Raw genomic sequence first — 25411 nt, 5'->3', positions numbered from 1 at the left:
CTGCGAGGTGCCGTAATCTGGCAGCCAGAGAAAGGAACGCCCATGCCGCACGCCCTGCAAAAGCACTATCGCGCCATCATTGTGGTGGGCTGCTTTTTGGTGCTCTTCGCCAATCAGGGCCTGCCGGCCACGGCCTTCAACGTCTACCAGACCTACCTGGTAGCCCTCCCCGGCGTGGGCGCGGTAGGCGGGTCGCTCGTCATGACCGTGCGCGCCTTCGTTTCGTTGGCGGTCATGCTGTTCGTCACCGCCTTCTACCGCCGCATCGACGCGCGCTACGGCGTGCTGCTGGCCACCTTGTGCACCGCTGCCGGCTTCGCCGTCTACGGGCTGTGGGAGACCTTACTCGGGCTGTGCCTCGGCAGCGTGCTCACCGGCATTGGCTACGGCCTGGGAGGCATGGTGGCCACCACCATCATTCTGGGCCGTTGGTTTCACGGGTCTCTGGGCGTGGCGGCCGGCTTCATCGGTATGGGCAGCGGCGTCGCCTCCTTTGTCATCCCCACAGCAGCGGCCGAGATCATCGAGGCCAGCAGCCTCTCCACCGCCTTTCTGTGCGAGGCTGGCCTGGCCCTCATCCTCGCTCTGCTCTTCGCCCTCCTTCTGCGCTCCGACCCCAAGCAGGTGGGGCTCGCCCCCTATGAGCCGTCCGCTCCCACCTCCGCGAAGGCCGCGCAGCGCCAGCGCAAACCGGCCGCCGAGGACCTCGTCGGTCGCGACAAACATCTGATGATGCTTGCCATGGTGCTCATGGGAGGCGTGGCCATTACCGGCTTCGGCTACTTCTCGGTGCTGCTGACCTCGTCGGGCATCAACGTTGTGGCCGCTGCCGTCATTACCTCCCTCGGCGGTGCCTGCCTGGCCGTGGGCAAGCTCGTCTGCGGTTGGACCTTCGATCGCTGGGGCACGCGCACGGGCACCGTGCTGTTCTTCGCTATTCTGACTCTGGGCCTGGTGCTCTGCGCCACCGTCGGCTTCGGCGGCCCCACCGAGGGCTTCTTTGCCGCAGTGGCCTACTGCACGGGCATTGCCGTGGCCACCACCGGCATAGCCGTCTGGTCGCTGGAGCTCTCGAGCCCCGCCCACACCCTGGCCACGGTGCGCGATTTCAATCTGGCCTATGCCGCCGGCGGCTTCCTCTTCAATATGATGCCCGGTATTCTCATGCAGTTCACGGGCAGTTATGCGGCTACCTATGCGGTGTTCGTCGTGTTCTCGATCCTAAGCGCCGGCATTGTCGTGGCCGTCTATACGCGACGGCTGGGACACTCGTAGGATGGAGCGGCTGTTGCGCCCCATGCAACAGCCGCCTCCCGTTAACAGGAACTTCACAGTTGGCTCCAAGCGTAAAAGCTGACTTTGTTGCTAAGAGAAGCATCGCTATACTAACGTCATTCTGTTCGTTCGTGTAAAGGAGAACTCCATGTATCCCAATCATGCGAAAGCCATCAAGGGCATGAGCATTGCCAATATTGTCCTGGGCATCTTGACGATCCTGGGCGGCATGGGCGGCTGCGCCGCCTTCGGCGTCGGCGGGGCTGCCCTGGCCGGCTACGATTACATCCCTCTCGACGACGGCACCTATCTTGACGCCGCCGCCACCGCAGGCATCCTGGGCGTGTTCAGCATCCTTATGGTGCTGCTCGTCATCTGCGGCATCGTCGTTCTTGTGGCGGGCATCATGGGCGTGCGCGGCGCCGACAAACCCGAAAAGCTGAAGAGCGTTATGGTTTGGAATATCGTGGGCGCAGTGGTCAGCTTCTTCGGCACCGGCATTATCAGCGCCGTGCTCTGCATCATCGTGGCCGTGTTCGCCAACAAGGACAAGAACGCCTACGCTGCCGGCGCCGCAGCCGCGCCCTACGGTGCCTATGGAGCGTATGGTGCACCGGTGCCCCCCGTGGCGCCGGTCGCCCCGCAGCAGCCGGCCGTCTCCAACGCCCCCGTGGTTCCCACCACGCCCGTGGCCGCCGAAGCCGTCACGCCGCAACAGCCGGCCCCGGCCCAAGTTGAGGCCGTGGCTCACGAGGCCGAGGTGGCCGCCGAGCACGCTGCCGACCCGGCCATCATCCTGCCCAACGACAACATCCAAGACGTGGACGTTGCCTCCGTGGTCATCGAGGAATCCGACAGCAACAAACCGCAGGCGTAACAACTCCCCCTGCAGCGGCGCTTCCCAACACGCCTCAACTAGCAGCTAAGCGGGCCCCGGCTCATCAGAGCCGGGGCCCGCTTCTTGTGATGCGTCGCGCCGGGGACACCTCCTCCCCAACGTCCTTCGCCGACACCGGCCGCTGGCCCTCTGCGCCTTCCTCCAGGGGTCCCCGCCTCGGTGCTAGCCCTCGTAGTCGGTATCGACGATGACGTTGTAGGTATAGGCGGGATAGGCTTTCTCCATGGCCTTCACCACCGCCTCGCGAATGGCGTCATCGTCGGCCTTGAAGTCGATGACCAGATCGAAATAGACCGTCTTGGTATCGTCGTCCACATAGAAGCCGTGGGTTTGCAGAATCTTCGGATGCTCCTCCACTATGCGCGTCAGCTTGGCACGCATCGGCGCGAACTTGCCCGTGGTGTTCTCGGCGTAGATGCCCACCGTGGCCACGATGTTGAATTTATCGTAAAGCCCCAGGGTAATTTTGCGGGTGAGCTCATGAATATGGCAGGCGCTCATATCATCGGGCACCTCGATGTGCAGGCTGCCGATGGTCTCGTTGGGCCCGAAATTGTCCAGCAGCAAATCGTAGGTGCCGCGCACGCCATCGAAAGAGTTCACGTAGTCCTCTATCTTACGACCCAACTCATCGTCTTCGCGCTGTCCGATGATGGGCCCTAAAGCGTCGCGCAGCACTTCCAAGCCGGCCTTGATGACCACCAACGAAATGAGCAGGCCCACAATACCGTCGATGTTCACGTTCCATGCCAGCTGGGCAATGGCCACCACCAGGGTGCCCGCCGAAAGCACCGCGTCGTAATTCGAATCGATGCCCGACGCAATAAGCGCCTGGGAGTTCGTCTTCGTGCCGGCGCGCTTGAAGTACACGCCGATGAAGATCTTCGCAATAATGGCCACCACAATGACGGTAAGGGTGATGGCCGTGTAATTGGTAACGGCCGGATGGATGATCTTGTCGATGGACTCGCGCAGCGACAGCGCGCCGGCCACCAGAATGATAATGGCGATGATGACCGATGTCAGGTACTCGATACGACCGTAGCCGAAGGGGTGTCGGCGGTTCGGCCGCATGCCGGCAATTTTCGTGCCCACAATGGTAACAATGGAGGACAGAGCATCGGTGGCGTTGTTCACCGCGTCCAGGATGATGGCGATGGAGTTCGCCGTGAATCCCACAATGAGCTTGAACACCACCAGCAGCATGTTGCCGGCGATGCCCACGAAGCTCGCCTTGATAATCTCGCGCTCTCGCTCGTTCTTCATCTTCGATCACCTTCGTTGCTCGATCGCGCGCGTTCGTATACGACTCTTTTGATTATAGTCCCCGCAAACGCCCGCGGTACGTTGACCATGTTGCCTTTCAAATGCAGTTCGGTAACCCCCCGCCAACATCACCTCTAAGGGGTGAGCTTGCTCAGCGGCAGGGTCTATATTTCAGAGCAGAAGCAGCGCTCCCCTTCTGCCTGTCTGCCTTCACGCAGCCCGCGCCGTCCAGTAGCACGCACGCCAACGGGCTTCCCCAGGCACCAGCGCACTGGCGAAACAACGTTGCCGAAAGTCTGAACGCTCTCAAAAACAGGAGGCACCCTATGACTGCAACCGACCAGACAGCATCAGCCGCCACCGCGAATCTGACCGACGGATTCCACGTGCTGGTTGAATCGCTGCTCAAGAACGATTTCGACAAGATGTACGGCGTCATCGGCATCCCCGTCACCGACGTGGCCCGCATCGCCCAGGCCAAGGGTATTCGCTACATTGGCCTGCGCCATGAGTCCGACGCCGGCAACGCTGCCGCAGCCGAGGGTTTCATCACCGGCAAGCCGGGCCTGTATCTGACCGTGTCCGCCCCGGGCTTTATGAACGGCCTCATTCCCCTGAAGGAGGCCACCGAGAATGGCTGGCCGGTCATCATGATGTCCGGCTCCTCCTCGCGCGAGCTTATCGACCTGGGCGAGGGCGACTACGAGGGCATGGACCAGCTGAACTACGCGAAGCCCTTCTCCAAGGCCGCCTACCGCGTTGACAAGGTGGAGGACATCCCGCTGGTAGTGGCCCGCGCTATCCGCGCCGCCTGCACGGGGCGCCCCGGCGGCGTCTACATCGACCTGCCCGGCGACACCCTGGGTCAGACCATCGATGCCAGCGTGGCCGAGAGCCTGCTCTACAAGGTGAACGACCCCTGCCCCGCGCAGATTCCGGCCCAGAACGTCATCGACCAGGCCATGGAGCTGCTGTCTACCGCTAAAAAGCCCCTTATCTATCTGGGCAAGGGTGCTGCCTACGCCCAGTGCGACGAAGCCATCAAGCAGTTCGTGGAAAGCACCGGTGCGCCCTATCTGGCCATGTCCATGGCCAAGGGCCTGCTGCCCGACAACCATCCGCAGAACGCCGCTTCCGCCCGCGGCATGACCATGCGCGAAGCCGACGTCGTGGTGATGGTAGGCGCTCGCCTGAACTGGATGCTCAACTTCGGCAAGGGCAAGCACTGGAACCCCGATGTGAAGTTCATCCAGATTGACATCGACCCCACCGAGATCGACAACTCCCGCTACATCGCCGCCCCGGTGGTCGGCGACATCAAGAGCACCATCGGCCTGTTCAACGAGTACCTGGCAAAGAAGCCTTATCATGCCGATCCGGCCTGGATGGCCGCCATCAAGGCCGACAGCGAGAAGAACAACGCTCGTTTCGCCGGTGCCACCACCGCCGATACCGTACCCATGACCCATTACAACGCCCTGGGCGCCATCAAGAAGGTCACCGACGCCAACCACGATGTCTACATTGCCAACGAGGGCGCCAACGCCCTGGACGACTGCCGCGACATCATCGACATGTACCTGCCGCGCCATCGTCTGGACTGCGGCACCTGGGGTGTCATGGGCGTGGGCCTGCCCTACGCCATCGGCGCCGCCGTCACCACGGGCAAGCCGGTCATCTCCATCCACGGCGACTCGGCCTTCGGCTTCGACGGCATGGAGGTAGAAACCATCTGCCGTTACTCGTTGCCTATCACCGTGGTCATCCTCAACAACGGCGGCATCTATCGCGGCGACTTCAAGAACTTGGGCGATGACGGCGACCCCTCGCCGCTGACGCTGTCGGCTTGCGGCCACTACGAGAAGATGATGGAGGCCTTCGGCGGCACCGGCTACTACGCCAAGACGCCTGAAGAGGTTGAGAAGTACGTGGCCGCCGGCGTGGCCAGCGGCAAGCCCACCATGGTGTGCTGCGAGCTCTCCATCCACTCCGGCAAGGAGTCGGGCCACATCACCTACTTGAACCCGCAGCCCGTCACCGGCCCCCTGGTTGGCAACGAGCAAGAAGACCTGGCCGAGCACCGCGAAAACGGCAAGTTGGTTGATTAAGCAAGAGAGCTCCCCTCTCAACCTCAACCAAGGCTGAGTCCGGCGCAGACGCGGGGTGTACTGACCGAGCGAGTTCCGCAGCGACTGGAAGTGTCCAGTGGACACTTCCACAAAGCGAGGACTGTTTGAGCGAATCAGGATACCCCGTGGCTGCGCCCTCGGGAGACCCGCGAGAAAGGGTAAGAAAATGGGAGACATCGGTAACATACTCCTCTCAGACATTTTGCCGATCTTCGTCATTATGATCCTCGGCTACTTGGGCGGTCGACTGCACAAGTTCGACCACGACCAGATGCAGGGCCTCAACAAGGTCGTGCTGGACATTGCCCTGCCGGCGGCCTTGTTCGTGTCCATCACGGGCGCAACGCGCGAAATGCTGTTCAGCGACTTGACGCTGACCCTGGTGAGCCTCGGCGTGGTCATCGGCATGTTCATGCTCAGCTTCCTGTTGTGCTGGAAGGTGTTCAAGCACAACATCGCTGAGGCTGGCGTATGCGCGCTGATCGCCGGCTCGCCGACCATCGGCTTTCTGGGCTACGCCGTGCTCGACCCGGTGTTCGGCACGGGCACCCAGACGGGCCTCGTGGTGGCCATCGTGGCCATCGTGGTGAACGCCATCACCATCCCCATCGGCATGTACCTGGTGAATAAGGGCGAGAACCAGATGACGGCCCAGAACGGCGGCAAGACCAAGCTGGCCGCCACCGGCGCTACCGCCACGGCCAAGGGCAACACGCCCGCGGCTCCAGTCAAGAAGAACTCCAGCCTCACCGCTATCGTGAACGCCCTGAAGCAGCCTGTGGTATGGGTGCCGCTTCTGGCCGTGGCCATCGTGCTGGTGGGTATCCAGTTCCCGAAGGCGCTTTATCCCTGCTTCGATCTGATCGCCAAGGCCAACTCCGGCCTGGCCGTGTTCGCCGCCGGCATCGCGCTGTCCACGGTGAAGTTCAGCCTGGGTAAGGAAATCCTCTGGAACACCTTCTACCGCAACCTGCTGACCCCGGCCGTGGGCCTGGCCATCGGCCTGCTCTGCGGCATCCACGGCGAGGTGCTGCAGATGTTCGTACTGGCCATCGCTCTGCCGCCGGCGTTCTCAGGCATCATCATCTCCAGCCGCTACAACATCTACGTGCGTGACGGCGCCTCCACCGTGGCCGTGTCCACCCTGGTCTTTGCCGCCACCATGCCCCTCTGGATCGTGGTAACCCCCATGATCGAGCACCTGTTCGGAGCGTAATCGGCTCACTTATCTTCTCGGCGGCTCCGCCTGAGTCGGAGCCGCCGGGTATTCTGATTCGCTCAAACAGTCCTCGCTTTGTGGAAGTGTCCACTGGACACTTCCAGTCGCTGCGGAACTCGCTCGGTCAGAACACCCGACGTCTCCTCTGAACTCCCACTCAGCAGTGGCAGAGCGAAGAGGGACACGGGGTGGTGCTCACCAAGCGAGTTCCGCAGCGAACGAAACAGCCCAGTGGGCTGTTTCGCCGAGCGAGGACTGTCTGAGCGACTGAGCACTACCCCGTGGCCCGACCCCGGGGGAGCATCGAGAGAGGATTCATCATGGGTACACGACAGGCGATGACGGGGATGGAGGCGGCGGCGCAGGCGGCCTATGCGCTGTCCGATGCGGCCATGATCTTCCCCATTACCCCCGCTTCCCACATGGCCGAAACCGTCGAGAAATGGGCCAGTCAGGGACGCAAGAACTTCTTCGACCACACGGTGGTAGTGAAGGAGATGCAGTCGGAGAAGGGCGTGGCCGGCGCCTTGCACGGATGCCTGGCGGGAGGTGCCCTGGGCACCACCATGACGGCCAGCCAGGGCCTTATGCTCATGATCCCCAACATGTACAAGATCTCCGGCGAGATGCTGCCCGGCGTCTTCCACGTTACCTGCCGTTCGCTGGCGGCCCACGCCCTGTCCATCTTCGGCGACCATCAGGACCTCATGGCCGTGCGCGCCACGGGCGTGGCCATGCTGGGTTCAAGCTCGGTGCAGGAATGCCAGGACCTCTCCTGGGTAGCACACCTGTCGGCCATCGACGGCAGCCTGCCCTTCGTCCACTTCTTCGACGGATTCCGCACCTCCGACGAGGTACAGACTATCGACGTCATTGATCCGGCCGCTCTGCGGCCGCTGGTAAACTGGCAGGCCATTAGCGCCTTCCGCCACCGCGCCATGGACCCGGAGCACCCCACCGTACGCGGCACGGCCCAAAACCCCGACATCTACTTCCAGAACCGCGAGGCGCCCAACGCTGCCTACGACGCACTGCCCGGCATCGTGCAGAAGAACATGGACGCCCTGGCGAAGGTGACGGGCCGGCAGTACCACTTGTTCGACTACGTTGGCGCGGCCGACGCCGAATACGTGGTGGTCACCATGGCCTCCAGCTGCGAGACCGTGGAAGCGGTGGTGAACGACTTAACGGCCCAAGGACAGAAGGTGGGCCTGGTGAAGGTGCGCCTGTACCGACCCTTCTCGGCCGAGCACCTGTTAGCCGCCCTGCCCGCCACGGTGCGCGCCGTATGCGCTCTTGACCGCACCAAAGAGCCAGGCAGCTTGGGCGAGCCCCTGTTCCTCGACGTGATGGCCGCCGTGGCCTCAGCGCGCCCGGATGTGCGCGTTATCGGCGGCCGCTATGGCCTATCCTCCAAGGAGTTCGATCCGGCCCAGGCCAAAGCCGTCTTCGACAACCTGGCCGCCTCCTCCCCCAAACCACGCTTCACCGTGGGCATCATCGACGACGTCACCCGCCTGTCCCTTCCCATACCCGCCTATCAGGCGCCCGCAGCCCAGAAGCTCACTCAAGCGGTGTTCTACGGCTTCGGCAGCGACGGCACCGTCAGCGCCAACAAAGTGGCCGCCCGCATTGTCAGCGACAGCGCCGGCAAGTACGTGCAGGAATACAGCTGGTTCGACTCCAAGAAGTCCGGCGGCCTGACCATTTCCTACATGCGCTTCGGCGACGAGCCGGTGCATGCCCCCTGGCTCATTACCGAGGCCGACTATCTGGCCTGCCACAAGGACATCTACGTGAAGCGCGGCTATGCCATGCTCGATAGGCTGCGCCAGGGCGGCACCTTCGTGCTGAACGCCCCCTGGACGGACGTGCGTACCCTGGACCAGCAGCTGCCCGCTGCACTGCGCCGCGCCATTGCCGCCAAGAAGGCCCGCTTCTACGTGATCGACGCCGCGGCGCTGGCCGCCAAGGAAGGCTTGGGGCCGCGCATCAACATGATCATGCAGACGGTGTTTTTCAAGCTCACCCAGGTTATGGACTTCGACGAGGCTGTGCGCTTGCTGAAGCAGGACGTGGCCCAGGTCTATGCCTCTAAGGGCGCCGATGTGGTGGCCCGCGACCAAAAGGCCATCGACCAAGCAGCCGCGGCCCTCGTGGAAATCGCCTACCCGAAAAGCTGGGCCGAGGCGCGCGACAACGAAGAGGCGCCCAGCGACTACGCCGCTGGAGCCGGAGCGGCACCGGCCGTGCGCCTGGGCTCGGTACCCGGCGAGGACACCTTCATCGAGAAGATATTCCGCCCCATGGACCAGCTGCGCGGCAATGAGCTGCCCGTCTCAGCCCTCGATCCCGCGGGTATTGTGCCCCCGGGCTCGGCTGAGTACGAAAAGCGCACCGTAGCCTTCGAGATCCCCGAGTGGGACGTCACCAAGTGCGTCCAGTGCTACGAGTGCTCGCTGGTATGCTCCCACGCAGCTATTCGCCCCTACGTGGCCACCGATGCCGAGCTGAAGGGCGCCCCCGCAAGCTTTGCCACCAAGCCAGCAACGCTCAAAGAGCTGGATGGCATGCACTTCCGCGTGCAGGTGTACCCCGAGGACTGCGTGGGCTGCGGCAGCTGCGCCGACAACTGCCCCGCCCCGGGCAAGGCCCTGGTCATGAAGCCTTTGGCCACCCAGCTGGAAACGCAGAAGGAAAACCTCGCCTTCGGCCAGCGCAACATCTCCCTCAAGGACACTCAGGTAAGCACCGCCAACATCCCGGGCACCCAGCTGCAAAAGCCGCTGCTGGAGTTCTCCGGCTGCTGCGGCGGCTGCGGCGAGACCCCCTACGTGAAACTGCTCACCCAGCTGTTCGGCGATCGTCTCATTATCGCGAACGCCACGGGCTGCTCGTCCATCTGGGGCGCTTACATGCCCTCCATCCCCTACACCGTCAACCCCAAGGGCCACGGTCCCGCCTGGGGCAACTCGCTGTTCGAGGACAACGGCGAGTTCGGCTACGGTATTGCCAAAGCCGTCAAGCTGCGCCGTCAGCATCTGACAGACCTGGTGAAGAAGGCTGTGGGACAAACCGTGGACGATCCGGCCATCGCCAACCCCGTGGGCATCGACGCCCAGGCGAATATCGCTGGCGTCGCAAGCATCTCCCCTGCCTCGGCACCCACAGCGCCCGGTGCCACTGGCGCGGCGCTCTTCTCCGACGGCACCACCGCTCTTCTACGCGATTGGCTGGCCGAGGCCGATAACGCCGAGACTGCCTACACCCTGGGCCAGGCAGCCCAACAGGCACTGGCCCTGGAGCGCGACACCCTGCCCACGGGCAGCCCCACCCGCACCCTGGCCAACGAGATCCTCGACTACGGCGAGATGTTCGGCAAGAAAAGCGTCTGGGCCGTGGGTGGCGACGGCTGGGCCTACGACATCGGCTACGGCGGACTGGACGAGGTGCTTGCCTCTGGCGAGAACATCAATGTGCTCGTCCTCGATACCGAAGGCTACTCCAACACCGGCGGTGAGATGTCCAAGGCCACCGAGCTGGGCAGCGTCTCGGGCTTCTCCTTGGATGGCAAGCCCACGCCCCGCAAGGACCTGGGGCGCATGGCCATGCAGTACGATTACGTCTATGTGGCCCAGGTGTGCCTGGGCGCCAACATGGAGCAGACCATCACGGCCCTGCGCGAGGCCGAGGCCTACGACGGCCCGTCTATCGTCATCGCCTTGTGCCCCTGCATTAGCTGGGGCATCAAGGGCGGCATGAGCACGAACCTGCGCGTGGCCCGCGAGGGCGTGCGAGCCGGCTACTGGCCGCTCTTCCGTTTCAACCCGCTGCGCGCCGCCCAGGGAGAAAACCCCCTTACCGTGGATTTCCGCAAACCCGACGACGAGCTGGACGACTTCCTCGACAAGCAGGACCGCTTCGCCTCGCTTCTGGCCCGCGACCCGAAGCGCAGCCAGACCCTCCAAAGCGAGCTAGCCAAAGACCTGGCCCGCGAATACACCGAGCTGGAGCGCGAAGTAAAGGTGTACCAGCCGGAGAGCTAAACCCCAGCCGACAGCAAAGCCCCCTCCTCGTGTACTACGAGGAGGGGGCTCTCCAACCCGCTCTAGCGGGTTTCTTCATGTTGCAAAAAAGGCTAGTCAAGTGCTGCCGACGAGGTCACGGGCTCCAACTCCGTCGGCAGCTCGGCATCAACGGCCGCCGCATTTTCCTCGCGACGGCGCAGGCCCCGTTTCGTGAAGCTGAGTGCTCCCTTCGGGCACGCCTCGATGCAGGCACCGCAGCGCGTGCATTCCGACAGCGGGCGCGTTCCCAAGTTGCTGCGCGGATCGATGTTCTCCGGGCACACGCTGGCGCACACCGCGCAGGGCTCGCCGGCCGTGCGCAGGCACAGCGCCTCGTCGGCCTTGGGACGCAAGGTGCGATTAAAGGACGACACCAGGGACATGAGCGCACTGACCGGGCACAAGTTGTGACACCACCGGTGAAGTACCACCAGCTCGATGACGATAAGAGCCGGGAACAGGAGCAGTCCCCACGACGGCTCGTTGAAACCGACCAGGCGAACCAGAGACACCACGGTGCCGAAGGTCAGGCCAATGGGGCAGATAAGACAGAATACCGGGAAGCCGAAGATGAGCGCCGAGGCCAGGGCCCCGCCAAGCACCACATGGCGGCTATCGAGCCTGACCTTGCGATGAGCGACCGTATCAGAGGGCGCGGCGGGATCCTCGGGCTTCGATGCCTGCGTCGCCGAGGAGGGGTTCGACGACGGACACGAAGTGGTGGCACCTTCTCCCGAGCATCCCGTGCATCCCGCGCACCCCGACGCAAGACTCAACGCCTCGAAACGAGAGAGAGCCTGATCGGCCGACTGCTGCCGCTCTTTCTTTTGCGCTGCCTTCGTCTTTTTCCCCGAAAGGAACCGGGACAGGACATTGACCGGGCAGGCCCAGGCGCAGAACGACTTTCCCAAAAGCAGTATCAGCGCGAACACGATGACCAGAGCCACCACCACCGAGAGAATCACCGAACGCGACGCCAGCAGCGCCTCGAGGCCTCCCAAGGGGCACAACAGGTACAGGTCGCCTATGCCGAAGGAGGACAAAGTGCCCCATCCCACGTGAAATATGCAGCTGATTACTACCGCCAGAGCCACCACGCCCGCAACGATGCCGCGCAGCACCGTGGGCTTGAAAAACTTTCGGCCCTCGTAACGTTTCGCCATTGCTTCGACTCCGATCTCAACAAAGGTCGCTTAGCAACCGATAACTCAATTTTGGGACACGGCAACGACGTTGATGCCCTTGTGGCCCGATCCGCTGTAGGTGCCGTAGGCACTCGAAGGACAGAGGAACTGGCAGGCGCCGCAGCCGTTGCACTTATCCTGGTCGATCTGGAGACGGCCCTGGTCGTCGAGCCACAGCGCCTCCCATTGGCAGGCATCCACGCAACGGGCGTCGCACTTGCCGGACAGGATGTAGGTCAGGCACTCATCGGGGTCGATCTCGGCAACGCCGATCTTATCCGTCTCGGCGTCGAAAGCAGCCAAAGCGCCAGTGGGACAAGCCTTGATGCACTTGTACGCGCCCTCGCACATATCGCAGTATCCAAATTGGAAGCTCACGCGGGGCAGCCGTGCGTTCACAAGGCCGTCGGACACCGTGCACACGGTAATGGCCTCGCGGTCGCAGGCGCTCCGACAGCGATCGCAGCGAACGCAGGCGCCGAGAAGCCGCTCGTAGTCCTGACCACCCGGCGGCCGCAGAAAGTCACCGTCGCTGGCAAAGGCCTTGCCGGCGCCACCCAACACGAGCAGCGCCGCCGCCACAGCGCAGCCGCCCACAAGCTCTCGCCGAGACATGCCGGGCACGCGCTCGGTCTTCTCCTTCTCCTCGCTCATGCTGCCACGTCCTTACGCGGCCTGGGAGGAAGCGTCGCACGAAGCGATCGCCGCACGAGCACCGGCAAGGGAGGCCGGCTCCTCGTCCAGATAGGCCTTCGTCACCTTCAGCACGCCGCGATAGAAGCGCGTTTGGACGAAGTTCATGGCGCGATCGTAGAAGAGGTCGAACCAGCTGGCAATATGCGCTTCGAAGAACTCCTCCTGCAGCGCCAGCTGCGCGTCGCAGCCGGACCAATCGCCCTGGTCCAGACACGCGACCGCCCGGTCGCACAGGATAGCCATGAACTCGAACTCGAAGGCCAGGTGATCCTCGGGGATGTTCATCCCCTCGGGCAGCATGATACGGGCCTCCTTGTACGCGCGGAACACTTCCGTGCGCGGCCCGCGCATAAGCAAACCGGATTCGTCGCGGAAGAGCGACTCGTAGGGCATGGCCTGCTTGCCGGCGATAACGCGCGTGCCCAGGAACGCCCCGGTATGATCGGCCGACAGCTCCTGACGCGTGCCGGTGTTGCGCTTGCGCAGGTAGCGGAAGATATCGTCGAAGCCCTCGGCCATGAGAGACTCTTCCTTGCCCGCCCGCAGCTCTGTGTAGTCCGTCTGCGCCATGGCGTCAATTTCGTCCTGCGTAAGCGCTCGGAAATAGAGGTCCTTCAGCATACGGTAGAAATCCGCGCGCGCCTTGATCTCCTCACGAAGCTCCTGGGCCTCGTTCTGCGCCGGCTCCCGCTCCTCCAACGTCTCCATTGCATTCTCCTTACCTCGAAGCGAAGTGGCAGAGCGCGCCTGATCGGCCCTGCCACTTCGCCTCCTCATACCTACAGGCCGATGACGCGCGAATTCATCGCCACTTCAAACAGGCCGAGAAAACCGCTGCCCACAACCCACATGAAGGCACGCAGCGACACAGCGCCCACCGCCGTAGCGGCCAGCCCCACGCAGGGAACCGCCAGGGAGTCCATGTTCTGCTTGCGAGCCATAACCACGACGCCGCAAATGGCCGTGATGACAATGCCGCAGGCAATCAGGCCGCCCCACAGAAGCACCGGCTCAGTAGCCGCCGCCTCAAAGCCCACGGCCAGCACGTAGCCGAGAATCGACACCGCGCCCAGCACAGCGCCAACGCCCACGGGAATGGCCATCTTGCGCAGATCGGCCTCGTCGACCTTGCACACCACGGCGCACACGGCGTAGAGGAAGGCACCCAGCGCCAGCGACGTGCCCAAATAGGCGAAGGGCAGAAGCTCGGTGTTCCACGTCGCCTGGGACTCGATAACGTAGCCATGGCCAGTAAAGAACGCCAGCAGCAGACCGAACACACCGCCGACGGCGGCCACGGCCTTCTGCGCGGACTCAGCGGCACCGCGCTTGAGCAGCACCATATAGACCACCATGAGCACGCAGGTAATGCCGATAAGGATCAGCTCGATCGAAATGCCGGAGAACGAGCCGATGTTCCACACAGCGGCCATAACGTTCTGCGGGGAGGCCAGGTGGGCCACCGAGCAGAAACCGCCGACCACCGCCACAATAAGGGCAACCAGGGCAATCTGGAACTGACCCTTCTTGTTGGAGGTCAGCAGATCGGACAGGGCCAAATAGGCAAACGTGCATCCTCCGCAGCCTGCAAGCAGGGAGAACAGAACCAGGGGCCATTCAACGGACATTTAGATCAGCTCCTTCCACGCCGCAATAGACGGCGACAGAATGTACTTCGTCGCGGGATGCGCGTTGCCCGGGTCGGGCAGCGAGTGAATCGCATCGGCATCGTATTTGGCCAGCTCCTTGGAGGCATCGCTGTTCGGATCATCCAAGTCGCCGAAGAAACGAGCACCCGTGGGGCAGTTGTGCACGCAGGCGGGCACGTCGTCGCCGGCCGCCGTCAGCTGGCTGCACAGGGTGCACTTCTCCACCACGCCCTCGGTCTCGTTGAAGTGGCGGACGCCGTAGGGGCAGCCGAACATGCAATAGCGGCAGCCGATGCACTTGTCCTTGTCCACCAGCACGACGTTGGTCTCGGGGTCGCGGTAGCTGGCGCCCGTGGGGCACACGCTCACGCAGGCCGGGTTCTCGCACTGCTGGCAGAACACGGGCAGCCAGTACATTTCCACGTCGGGGAAGTCGCCGGTCGGGCCCACAGCCGTTACATGGTTCCAGTACTCGCCCAGGGTCAGGCCGTTCTCATACTTGCAGTGCACCACGCAGCTGTCGCACCCGCTGCAGCGGTCAAGATTTACTACTAAGCAACGCTTGCTCATTTAAAACACCACCTCATCGGTCTGGGGCTCGCCCTTCAACGTCGGCAGGAACGCCTCGAACTGCTTCGGCTCCGTCCAGATGCCCTCGGGCTTTTCGGCCTTCTCGATCTGCACGTTGAATCCGCGGTACGTGGCCGATCCGATAATGGGGTCGTTCACGTCGTCGCGCGTCAGGTTGGAAATACCGTACTCCCAACCGCCGGTGCGCTTGTCGCCGCGCGAGTCATCGAACAGCTCGGGGTACCAGAAGCGCTCCTCGCGCACCACGCGGGGGTTGATGCCGCGGGTCAGGTACGCGCGGCCGTAGGCAGTGCCGCGACGGGAGGTGAGCTTCACCCAGTCGCCGTGCTCGATGCCGTAGGAAGCCGCCGTATCCGGGTGCATGTAGCAGTCGGGCACCGGAGACAGCTCGCGGTTGAACGGAGCGTGGCGCAGCGTGCCGTGGTGGAAGTGCTGCACACGGCCGCTGGTGAACACGAGCGGGTAATCCGTGTCGTTCTGCAGGCCGTTCTCCTCGAACTCGACGTAACGGCAGATGGGGCTGTAGTCCAGGCCCGTGTCTTCCCACTTGTAGGGCCAGGTGATGAAGCCGCCGTTCTTGCCCAGCTCCTTGAAGGCCCACACGTAAGGCTGCGTCTTGCGCGACTCGGTGGCAAAGCCCACCGGCAGCCCATCGTCGGCCATGGCCTCGTGCTGGTAGTAGCTCCAGTACTCCTCGTCGGGCTGGACGAGCGGCGCGTAGTTGTCGTAGTTCTCGATGAGATCGTCCCACGACTGGGCACCGAAGCGCTCGGCCCACAGGGCCTTCTTGGCCGCCGGATCGTCGTAGACGACGCGGCTGTTGCCGTTGTACAGATAGTCGAAGTCGAAGAAGAAGTCCTCGCCCTTCTTCTCGGCAATCTTCTTCGCCACGGCCATGAAGGGTCGCTCGCAGGCCACCGTCTCGCCCAGATGGATCATGCGCTGGCGCAGCCAGTTGTAGTTGATCTGGTTGTTCAGGTTCTCGAAGGAGTTGTACTCGGCCCACTCCTCGTCAGGCAGAATCAGGTCGACGTAGTCCATGGTGAACGACGTGAAGTTCGTGTACTGCTGAACGATGAAGTCCTGGGCGCGATAGCCGGCATCCCAGCCCGAGGTGTTGGCGATGGTGCACATCTTGTTGCCGGAAACCTCGAACAGGATACGGGGACGATAGGGCTCGCCCGTGGCCGCCGCCTCGCGGATACCGCCCGTAACGGCCATGTCCATGAAGAACGAGCCGCGGTACTTGTCGGAACCCAAGCGGTCGGTGAGGATCTGCAGCATGCCCTTGGACATCTCCTCGGGATCCTTGCCCGACTCACCGAAGGCCTTCTGCAGCGCTTCCTCGCGGGCCTTCTTGTTGCCGTTCTCGGTCAGACCGTAGGTCCAGCCCAGGCCCCAGCGAGAGTTGTGGTCGCCCGGAGCGTTCGTCATACGGGTCTCGCCGTAGGAGCCATGGTAGGTCAGGGTGCAGCCGGGCTTGTTGATATAGCCCATCATGCACTCAAGCGCCAGAATGCCAATGGGGACGTTCGAGGACACCTGCTGCATGTCGGCGAACACACCCTCGGCAATGCCGGCATGCTCGGCCTCGCCGTACAGGCGGATAGCCTTCTCGATGGCATCGGCCTTGAGCCAGCAGGTCTCGGCCGTCTGCTCGAGCGTCCAGGGCTCGGCCTCTTCCCAGTAAATCTGACCAGCGGTCTTGCAGGTCTTGCCGTCGATCTCCACCTCGGTGAAGACCACGGGGTCCACCGGCGAATCCTCGGGCGCGGTGTAGGGGAAGGGCTGGATCTTGTTCGTCTTCGCATCGAAGCACACGTAGGCCGGCGTGGAGTAGTAATCATTGGGGTCGGCCGCGGGGTTCTTGTAATCGGGCCAAATGTCCTCGGCGAGAATGGGATTGCCATCGGGATCCATGAGGAAGGGCAGGTTGGTCCAGTACTTGCAGAACTGCTCGTCGATCAAGTTGTTCTCGATGACGTAGCGCATGAAGCACAGCACCAGCGCCGTATCGGAACCCGGGCGGATGGGCAGCCACACGTCGGCCTTCGTGGCATCGGGAATCATGAAGGGGTCAATGACGACGGTCTTCACACCGCGGTCAACGCGAGCGTCGGCCATACCGTGGCCCGACTGGGCAGTCTGGCTGGTAGAGGGGGAAGCACCCCAGATGACGCACACTTCCATGGTGGGGTTGTACTCGTTGAAGGGCTCGACCACCGAAGAGTCGGCCATGGACAGGCAGGGCTCGGCCTGGCCGATGATCAGCGAGCCGGCCATACGACGAGGGCCGAAGCACTGCAGGGCGCCGCCGGACAGCTGAATGGGGCCGCCGAACATCTTCGGGAAAATCTGGCCCTGAGGCGACACGTACTGGCCGCCGCCGCCCGTGCCCATCCAGACGCCGTAGGGGCCGTACTTCTCAACGCTGGTAATAAACTGGTCGGCCGCCAGATCGATGGCCTCGTCCCAGGAAATGCGCTCCCAGCTGGCGTTGGCAGCACCGCGCTCGCCTACGCGCTTCATGGGGTAGAGGATGCGCAGCGGGCTGTAGGCCGTGTGCTGCTGGGCCATGCCCTTCAGGCACATGGCGCCCTTGCTGACCGGCGCCTCCGGATCGCCCTCGAGCTTGACGATCACGCCATCCTCCAGATAACCGATGCACGGGCAGCACTGAATGCAGCCGTGGCAGCACGTGCGGATGGCGGTACGCTGGGTACCCGATGCCGCAAATGCCTCAGGCGCCTCGATAAGCGAGCTTGAGGTCTCTATCCCCAACGCCGCCACAGCGCCCGTCAATGCCGCTGCCTTCACAAAGCCGCGACGTGTCATAGCAGGTGAACTCATAGCCTCTCCTTGTCCTTCTCTCTTTGCTCTGATGTCCTGCAACTTTTTCCTACTTGGCGAGCTTCTCCATAAGCTCGAGGTACCTCCTCCCCCCTTCGGTAACGTTCCACGAACCTTTCCACACCAGGGCACCGCTGCGTTCCAGCTGGTCAATGAAGACGCTGGGCTGCAACGGCACGTTCGTGATGGTATTGGCTGAGCCAGTGCTCAGAACATCCGCCCCTTTGAGGAGCGAGTTAATCTCTTGGAATGTGCGGGGCTGCTTGCAGAAATCCAGCACCTGGCAATAGGTCTGGGCGCGCTTGGGGAACATATTCATAAGATCGTCCATGCGCTTCTCGGGCTTCATCTGGTTGCGCACCTCGCGCCCAGCCTCGGTGTCGATGAAGGCGTAATCGAAGACCAGATCGTCGATTTCGTCTTCAGTCAGACCCTCTTTCATCTCCTCGGTCACGCAGGCACCCTGCTCGTCAAGCTCGATGCGGTCCAAAGCGCCCGCGTCCTCAAGGTTAATGATGAGTCGGTACTGATTCTGCCCGCAGTGCTCGAACTCGGGCTGCTGACCCACCAGGGTCTCCACGTCGCCCAGCCGGCGCTGCTCTTGGCAGTAGTCCAAAATGGCGTAATAAATTTCGCGGAAGCGGGGGTTGTCCATCAACTTCGTGACAATGGCCACCTGCTCCTCATGAGTCAGCGGCTCCGAGGCCATCTCCTCGACTTCGGTTGCCTGCTCGAGCACCGACTGATCTTTGGCCATCAGGCGCGCGGCCTCGCGGGCCACCGCGTCATCATCCATCCCCGTCTGTACCGCCGCTTCGCTGACGGTATCCACCATGAAGTCATCCAGGGTCTCGCCCATGGCATCCTCCTCGCCCTTATGCTCCTCTTGTTTACTGTCCGCCGCCAACGCGGTTACGAACATTTGACAAAAGGCATCCTAAGGCCGTTGGGGAGGCCTGCCATCGCGTCTGAGAGTTGAAATAGGGAGATTTTTGCGATATCCCCCCTCAGAGGGGAGAAAGAACGTTTTCGCAGGTGAAAATGGGTTGAGAAGACGCTAATCGCGCTTGCAGAAGCCGTCGAAGAGCATGATGAGGGCCTCTTTGGAGTTGGCGCCCGTCTTTTCGTAAATATGGTTCACGTGAGTCTTCACCGTGGACTTGGAGACGCAAAGCTGCTCCTCGATGTACGCCGTCGTGTACCCCTTCACCCACAGCTCCATGACGTCCCGCTCGCGGCGTGTCAAGTGGTAGCGCGTGGCAAAGGCCTCCAGCAGCTCTTCGAGCTGAGGGGCAAGGTGCTCGGCCGCCTCTTCCGAAGAGGCCTTGGCACCAACCTGTGGGTCCTGCCGCGGCGTCGACGAACACCCCAGGGCGAACTCTCCGCGCTGCTGGGCGCCCATGACAAGCAGCATGACCACAATGAGCACCATGAGGAACACCAGGGCCAGCGGCGCACCGCTGTGGCCCAACACCAAAGCAACGAACAGACCGACAAGCGTGCCCGCGCAATGGAACAGCACCATCAAGCTGTAGCAGAACAGCGCCGGTACGCGGCGCTCAAGCACAATGCCGAACAGCATATAGACAATGACGTAGCGGATCATCTCGGAACCGATGCGACTGACGCTATGCAGGAAGCCGATGGAGAACTCAAGCCCTAAGGCTGGCAGGGTCGACGCAAGGACAATGACAGGAATGGCCACGTAGAAGGTGGCGGCAATATTCACGCGCGTAGCCACGTAGGCCAGCCCCAAGGCGATGAGGTTGACCGACATGCGCCGAAGGGTCTGCATGAAAACCGCGAGCAGGCCCACCTCGCCGAAACCCTCGTTGTGCTCTACCACGACAAGAGCCTCTGAGGGAATATTGACTAAACCGAGAACGATGATGAGCAAAAAAGGCACGGCAGCCCACGCTTGCCTCAGACCGAGTGCAAGCTCGGGAGCCCCCTCCCCTCCGCGAGGACGCTCCGAGCGATGATCCGCTCCCTCGACCGCACCCTCCCGATGCCTGACCTGAAGAAAGAACGTCGACACCAGGGGGAGAAAAGCGTAGAAGATGTACTCGGCATTGGCCGGAAACAGCTCGGTGGTCAGGCTGATGACCGCGCCCAGCACAATAGCACTGCCGATAGCGAGCCACATATCGGCCCGTCGCAGCGCCGTCAGACGCTCCCACCAGCATATCAGCAAAAAGCAGCGGGCAACGCCCGTAAGGACATTGGCGGCGGAAAGCCATTCGGAGCTGAGAGAGGCATCGAGTACCAGATAGAGCGCGAAGGTCCCCAGGGTACCGGCAAACCCGAAAAGATAGATGGCCTCGCGATGGCGGCGACGCACCAGCGGAGCAATCCGAAAGCAGAAGAGAAGCAGCACCAGCGGAGGCACCAAGGCAAACGCGTACTTGAGAATCTGATCGAACACGGGCGTCGATGTCAGCACGCTGGCCGAGACCATCTGGCCCCACGCATCCAAGCAGCCATAGCCAATCACAAACGGCGCAATGGCAGCAAGACGATCGCCAAGCGGGCGAGAACCCACAGCTTCGGCAGGCAAAGCCCCGCCCCTTCTCTTAGCCCCCTCGGAAGTTGTCATCGCCACCGCGCTCTCTACTTCTGCTTTTTACCGCATCCCGCCAAAACGGGAATCCCTCATCTTCATCCACACCTCACAAGGCCCGAGACCGTGCAAAACACGACCACAGGCGACGCAGGATCGTCTCAGTATAGCAGTGGCACGACTGATTTTTCCCTTAGGTGCGCTGCATCTTTTTGATTTCACCCTGGTAAGCGACGCGCCAACCCTCTTGCGTTCCCCCTTGTCATCGCCCCTTTTTAGACTCCCTCTCTCGAAGTTCGTTTATAACCGAACTCCCTGGCGGCACCGACCTAACGGGTCGGCGCCACTGCTTTTACAAGCCTCGGAACAGCTCGTACACGGACACTCCCAGAGCATCGGCAATCCGCTCGAGCGAGCGCAGCGTGAGGTTCTTCTTCCCCGCTTCAATCTCGCTCATGTAGGATTTGGTGATGCCCGTCATCAGAGCCAAGGTGCCCTGAGGGAGTCCCGCAGCAATGCGCAGAACGCGAATGCGATAACCTACTTTCTCTTGAAGGGACTTCATGCTTCCAGCCTAGGGGAAGCCCGCTGGAACCCGTTTCCTCACAAACGAACCGCCGGCACCTTATGACGAAAAAAATCCGAGCCCGCGCAATGCGGACTCGGATTTCCCGGATACAGATAGTTGCGCACCGCCGGGACAGGACGGTTGCCTAAACCTGCTACTTACCAGCCTTCTTCTGCATCTCCTGGTACTCGGCGTAGGTGATGACCTTCACGGCGGGGTTGTGCGGTGTGGCCGGAGCCTCCAGCACGCCCTGCTCGGTGAACTGCTGCACCTGATCGGCGGTGTAGCCCAGGCTCTCCAGAATCTCGGCGTTGTTCTCGCCCAGGTCAGGAGCGCGCTTGTAGTCGGGCTTGAAGTTCGACATGGTGAAGGGCAGGCCGATGGTCTTGAACTTGCCGCGGGCACCGCCCTGGTCGATCTCGGGGATGGTGCCGTCGTTCAGCAGGTCGGAATCGTTCTCGATCTCGTGCCAATCAAGTACCGGGCCCACCGGCACGCCAGCGGCGCCCAGCTTGTCGGTCAACGTGAACTTGTCGTACTGCTTGGTGTACTCCTCGATGATCGGGTACAGCTCGTCCTTGTGCAGCTGGCGGTTCTGCCACGGCGTGAACTTCGGATTGTCGGCCAGCTCGGGCTTGTCAATAGCCGCGCACAGCTCCTTGAAGGCCTTCTCGGAGTTCTCGATGACAATGTACACGTAGGCATTGGGATCGGTCTCCCAGCCCTTGGCCTTGTAGCACCAGCCAATAACCTGACCGCCCTCGGTGTTCTCGGCGCGGGGAATGGTGTCGGTCCAATCCCAATCGGGGTACACCTCGTAGTGCGGCAGGGCGCCCAAGTTGTCGAGCATGATCTGGTCGCGCAGCTTGATACGGCACAGGTTCAGCACGGCGTTCTGCATGGACTGGTACACATAGCAGCCCTCGCCGGTGTGCTCGCGCTGGAGCAGGGCCGAAAGGATGCCGATGCACAGATGCATACCGGTGTTGGAATCGCCCAAGGCTGCCGAAGACTGGGTAGGAACGTTGAAGGAGCCCTCGTTCCAGCCCGTGGTGGAAGCAGCGCCACCGGCAGACTGAGCCACCGGCTCGAAGGCCTTTACCTTCGAGAAGCGCGAGTTCTGGCCAAAGCCCTTCAGAGAGGCCATGACGCAACGGGGGTTGATCTTGTGGACGTTCTCCCAGCCAAAGCCCATCTTCTCAACGTCGCCGGGGCCGATGTTCTCCACGAACACGTCGGCTTCCTTCAGCAGCTGGGTAAGAATCTGCTTGCCCTCGTCAGTTTTCACGTTCAGCGTGAGCGACTTCTTGTTGGCGTTCAGCTGGAGGTAGTACACCGACCACGAGTCAGCAATATCGAGCAGCTCGGTACGGGTAGGATCGCCGCCGGGACGCTCGATCTTGATGACCTCGGCGCCCATCCAGGCAAGCAGCTGCGTGCAGGACGGTCCGGACTGAACCTCGGTCCAGTCGACCACCTTCATGCCGGCCAAAGGAGCCGTCGAATTATTTGTTGCAGTCACAGGAACACCTCGTTTCTTTCGAGTTCAGAATGTGCTACGTTGTCTATTCTAGGAAGGGGGCCCGCTGTCAGCGGTCGATGATCTCCTTTGTCATCAAGCGGTTTGCCGCCTGTGGCCATTGAGAGACTTTGACCGCCGTCCTCCCTTCGCCGCCAGCTCGTGCCCCTTGGCTGCCGCGGATCGTATACGCCCCGTGCCTGTTTCTGCCGTGCCCACGTGAGAGGATGATCCCCATGGACAACGAGCGTCAGAAATTGAAGCTGCTCCACCTTATGCGCCTGTTCTACCGCCACACCGACGAGCAGCACGGGCTTACCACCCCGCAACTCATCGAGCTGTTGGCCGAAGCGGGCATCGACGCCGAGCGCAAATCCATTTACCGCGACATCGATACCTTGCGCTCCTTTGGGTTCGACATCCAGAAGCTGCCCACCCGGCCCACCACCTACGCGCTCGTCTCGCGCTCGTTTACCGCTGCCGAGCTTATGTTGCTCATCGATGCCGTGCAGTCCTCGCGGTTCCTCACCGAGCGCATATCCAACAAGCTGGTTCGCGGTGTTGCGGAGCTGGGCTCGAAGCACCAGGTTCGCTCCTTGGCGAAGCACGTGCACGTAGAGGGCCGCATTCGCATGCAGAACGAATCGGTGTTTCACAACGTGGACGTCATCCACGAGGCCCTGGCCGCCAAGCGCAAGGTGGCCTTCCGCTACGTGAAGCACGATGTGAACAAACGCCCCGTGGCCCAGGGCAACGGGCGCACCTATCTGGAAACGCCGGTGCGCCTGGTCTATTCCGAAGGGTGCTATTACCTTATCGCCTATAACGAGAAGCACGAGAGCTTCCCCGTCTACCGCGTCGATCGCATGCAGGGCCTCCGCATTGCCGACGAATCGGCCGTACGCAACGAGGCCATTGCCACCTTCGACATCTCAGCCTTCAGCAGCCGCACGTTCAGCATGTTCGGGGGCGAGGCCGTGCCCGTCACGCTGCTTGTCAGCGCTGAGGTCATGAGCGCCATGATCGATCGATTCGGAAAAGACGTCGAGGTGACCTCCGTGGACGAGGACCATGCGCGCCTGTGGACCACCGTCACCGCCAGCCCGACGTTCTTCGGCTGGCTGGCCCAGTTCGGCACCGCCGTGCGCATCGAGAAGCCCGCGGGCTTGGCCGCCCAGTACACGGCCTATTTGCAGGACATTGTTGCCAGCTATGGGGAGAAAGAAGAGGACCCAGCCGCCGCGGAGGAGTAAAGGACGCCGCTTTAGGCCACCACTGTGGCCATGAGCGCCTCGAGGCGGCGCACGTCCAAGGGCTTCGGCAAATGGGCGTTCATGCCGCTTTCCAGCGAACGCATCCGGTCTTCCGAGAAGGCGTTGGCGCTGACCGCAATAATAGGCAGCGTGGCGCGCAGGGCGTCGGGCAGCGCGCGGATGGCCCGCGTGGCCTCGTAACCGTCCATAACGGGCATTTGGATATCCATGAGCACCACGTCGTAGGCATCGGCGGGACGCTGGGCTATCTTGTCCACCGCAATGCGGCCGTTCTCGGCCGTATCCACTCGATACCCCGCATCCTCCAGCAGGCACACGGCAATCTCACGGTTAAGCTCGTTGTCCTCTACCAGCAAGATGTTGCGCACCGCGCCTAAGCCGTGATGAGCCGAGGGACTCGCCGCGCTTTCGCTGTCGTCGGCCAACCGCAGCCGCACGTCCACGGTGAACGTCGATCCCTCGCCCGGGGTGCTGTCCACTGACAAGGTGCCCTCCAGCAAATCGAGCACATAACGCACGATGGTAAGACCCAAACCCGTACCTTGAACGCCGCTGTCAGTGGTGTTGCTTTCGCGTTCAAAGGGCAGGAACATGCGGTCGAGAAAAGCCGGATCCATGCCAATGCCCTGGTCGGCCACAACAAACTGGAAGGCGCCATAGCCGGCGGGCGCCTCGGACAGCTCCCGCACGGACAAATGGACCTCGTCGCCGCGATGGGAATACTTGATAGCGTTGTCCACCAACTGCAACAGCAGGTGCGAGAGGCGCACGGCATCGGTGATCACCGCATCGTGGGCCAAGGGAGCCACCTCAAGCTGCACCGCCACGCCGTTGCGCTGCGCGGTGTCGCGACAGTCGAGGACCACCTGGTCCATGATGGCCGTGATGCGGCATTCAGCCTCAGCCAGCTGCATCTGCCCCGCCTCCAGGCGGCTGATCTCCAGAGTCTCGTTCACCACGTCGAGCAATTGCTCGGAGGCCACGCGAATGCGATCGGAGTAGGTAAGCACGCGACCATGGTCATTGCCGTGAGCCTTGATGAGCTGCGCATAGCCCACAACGGCGTTCAGCGGCGTGCGGATATCGTGGCTCATGTTCGACAAGAACGTGTTCTTCGCCACATTGGCCGCCTCGGCCTGAGACAGCGCGCTGCGCAGCAGCGACCGGTGCTCCAGCTCCCGCTCATAGGCCTCGGTCAGCTGAGCGTTAATACGTTCGAGCTCTTCAACATGGGCCCGCTTTTTGTCCGTGGCATCATTGACGAACACGTAGAAGAAATCGCCCTCGTCAGTGCTGACAAAGTGGCCGTAATCCTCAATCCAGCGCACGCTGCCGTCACGACGCACAATACGGTACTCCACGTAGTCCATATCATAGGTGCTCGCGGCAATTTGGCGCGAGATAGAGCGCTCCACCGAGTCGACGTCGTCGGGGTGCACCATGCCGGGAAACGTGAAGCCAGTCAACGCTTTGAACTGCTCAAGCGTGGTGCAGCCGAACATGCGCAGGCAGGCATCGTTCACGTACACCAGCGATTCGTCTCCATGGGCGTGGTATACAAAAAAACCGCCGGGCATGCAGTCGAGCACCTCGGAGATATCCAGGTGCATGCGCTCGAAAAGCGTCGGTGTTGTCTGCTCGGCCATAGCGAAGGTCCCATCGAATA

Annotated in this window: 18 protein-coding genes; 6 read left to right on the top strand and 12 right to left on the bottom strand. The window is 62.3% G+C overall.

The window, feature by feature from the left end; all coding sequences use genetic code 11:
• Positions 1-42 precede the first annotated feature (42 nt).
• Together PZH32_RS06355 and PZH32_RS06350 are read left to right on the top strand one after the other, a co-directional pair.
• Positions 43-1275 (top strand): MFS transporter, encoded by a 1233-nt coding sequence (locus PZH32_RS06355; RefSeq protein WP_275206995.1) that lies wholly within the window; start codon positions 43-45, stop codon positions 1273-1275.
• Positions 1276-1423: 148 nt separating this feature from the next.
• Entirely contained in the window at positions 1424-2152 is a 729-nt protein-coding gene (locus PZH32_RS06350) for a hypothetical protein (protein ID WP_275206994.1), read from the top strand.
• 183 nt (positions 2153-2335) lie between these two features.
• Here the strand turns inward: PZH32_RS06350 and PZH32_RS06345 are convergent, their stop codons facing one another.
• Complete coding sequence (locus PZH32_RS06345) at positions 2336-3439, bottom strand: cation diffusion facilitator family transporter (protein WP_275206993.1); 1104 nt, start codon at positions 3437-3439, stop codon at positions 2336-2338.
• Positions 3440-3765: 326 nt separating this feature from the next.
• Here PZH32_RS06345 and oxc point away from each other — a divergent pair, with 326 nt between their 5' ends.
• From oxc to nifJ, 3 genes are all read left to right on the top strand, one after another.
• Positions 3766-5547 carry an oxalyl-CoA decarboxylase gene (oxc, locus tag PZH32_RS06340; RefSeq protein ID WP_275206992.1) on the top strand — a complete coding sequence of 594 codons (1782 nt, stop codon included), beginning with the start codon at positions 3766-3768 and terminating at the stop codon, positions 5545-5547.
• A 187-nt stretch (positions 5548-5734) separates the two neighbouring features.
• The gene (locus PZH32_RS06335) at positions 5735-6784 is read left to right on the top strand and encodes an AEC family transporter (protein WP_275206991.1); all 1050 of its coding nucleotides are present in this window, start codon (positions 5735-5737) and stop codon (positions 6782-6784) included.
• Positions 6785-7107: 323 nt separating this feature from the next.
• Positions 7108-10833 carry a pyruvate:ferredoxin (flavodoxin) oxidoreductase gene (gene nifJ, locus PZH32_RS06330; protein WP_275206989.1) on the top strand — a complete coding sequence of 1242 codons (3726 nt, stop codon included), beginning with the start codon at positions 7108-7110 and terminating at the stop codon, positions 10831-10833.
• A 92-nt stretch (positions 10834-10925) separates the two neighbouring features.
• Here the strand turns inward: nifJ and PZH32_RS06325 are convergent, their stop codons facing one another.
• The 10 genes from PZH32_RS06325 to frc all read right to left on the bottom strand — a co-directional run bounded on the left by PZH32_RS06325 (position 10926) and on the right by frc (position 22474).
• The gene (locus PZH32_RS06325; RefSeq protein WP_275206987.1) at positions 10926-12017 is read right to left on the bottom strand and encodes a 4Fe-4S binding protein; all 1092 of its coding nucleotides are present in this window, start codon (positions 12015-12017) and stop codon (positions 10926-10928) included.
• Between the two features lie 45 nt (positions 12018-12062).
• Positions 12063-12692 carry a 4Fe-4S dicluster domain-containing protein gene (locus tag PZH32_RS06320; RefSeq protein ID WP_275206986.1) on the bottom strand — a complete coding sequence of 210 codons (630 nt, stop codon included), beginning with the start codon at positions 12690-12692 and terminating at the stop codon, positions 12063-12065.
• Between the two features lie 12 nt (positions 12693-12704).
• The gene (locus PZH32_RS06315; protein WP_275206985.1) at positions 12705-13442 is read right to left on the bottom strand and encodes a TorD/DmsD family molecular chaperone; all 738 of its coding nucleotides are present in this window, start codon (positions 13440-13442) and stop codon (positions 12705-12707) included.
• A gap of 71 nt (positions 13443-13513) precedes the next feature.
• Positions 13514-14362, bottom strand: coding sequence for a dimethyl sulfoxide reductase anchor subunit family protein (locus PZH32_RS06310; RefSeq protein ID WP_275206983.1), 849 nt, complete (start codon positions 14360-14362; stop codon positions 13514-13516).
• Complete coding sequence (locus PZH32_RS06305) at positions 14363-14953, bottom strand: 4Fe-4S dicluster domain-containing protein (RefSeq protein ID WP_275206981.1); 591 nt, start codon at positions 14951-14953, stop codon at positions 14363-14365.
• Entirely contained in the window at positions 14954-17824 is a 2871-nt protein-coding gene (locus PZH32_RS06300; RefSeq protein ID WP_275206980.1) for a molybdopterin-containing oxidoreductase family protein, read from the bottom strand.
• A gap of 49 nt (positions 17825-17873) precedes the next feature.
• The gene (locus tag PZH32_RS06295; RefSeq protein ID WP_275206978.1) at positions 17874-18683 is read right to left on the bottom strand and encodes a hypothetical protein; all 810 of its coding nucleotides are present in this window, start codon (positions 18681-18683) and stop codon (positions 17874-17876) included.
• Between the two features lie 198 nt (positions 18684-18881).
• Positions 18882-20381 (bottom strand): helix-turn-helix transcriptional regulator, encoded by a 1500-nt coding sequence (locus PZH32_RS06290; protein WP_275206977.1) that lies wholly within the window; start codon positions 20379-20381, stop codon positions 18882-18884.
• A gap of 355 nt (positions 20382-20736) precedes the next feature.
• Positions 20737-20949: a helix-turn-helix domain-containing protein gene (locus PZH32_RS06285; protein ID WP_275206976.1), complete on the bottom strand. Its 213-nt coding sequence runs from the start codon at positions 20947-20949 to the stop codon at positions 20737-20739.
• A gap of 157 nt (positions 20950-21106) precedes the next feature.
• Positions 21107-22474, bottom strand: coding sequence for a formyl-CoA transferase (gene frc, locus PZH32_RS06280; protein WP_275206975.1), 1368 nt, complete (start codon positions 22472-22474; stop codon positions 21107-21109).
• A 233-nt stretch (positions 22475-22707) separates the two neighbouring features.
• On the opposite strand from frc, the gene PZH32_RS06275 reads away from it, so the two are divergent.
• On the top strand, positions 22708-23724 hold the full coding sequence (locus PZH32_RS06275) for a helix-turn-helix transcriptional regulator (protein ID WP_275206974.1): 1017 nt from the start codon (positions 22708-22710) through the stop codon (positions 23722-23724).
• Positions 23725-23735: 11 nt separating this feature from the next.
• Here PZH32_RS06275 and PZH32_RS06270 read toward each other — a convergent pair whose 3' ends face one another.
• Positions 23736-25391 (bottom strand): PAS domain-containing hybrid sensor histidine kinase/response regulator, encoded by a 1656-nt coding sequence (locus PZH32_RS06270; RefSeq protein ID WP_275206973.1) that lies wholly within the window; start codon positions 25389-25391, stop codon positions 23736-23738.
• Positions 25392-25411 lie beyond the last annotated feature (20 nt).

The organism is Adlercreutzia equolifaciens (assembly GCF_029076695.1).
In the GTDB taxonomy this organism is placed as follows: Bacteria; Actinomycetota; Coriobacteriia; order Coriobacteriales; family Eggerthellaceae; genus Adlercreutzia; species Adlercreutzia equolifaciens_A.
Note: the sequence above shows the minus strand (reverse complement) of the source record. Positions and strands in the feature narration are given on the sequence as shown.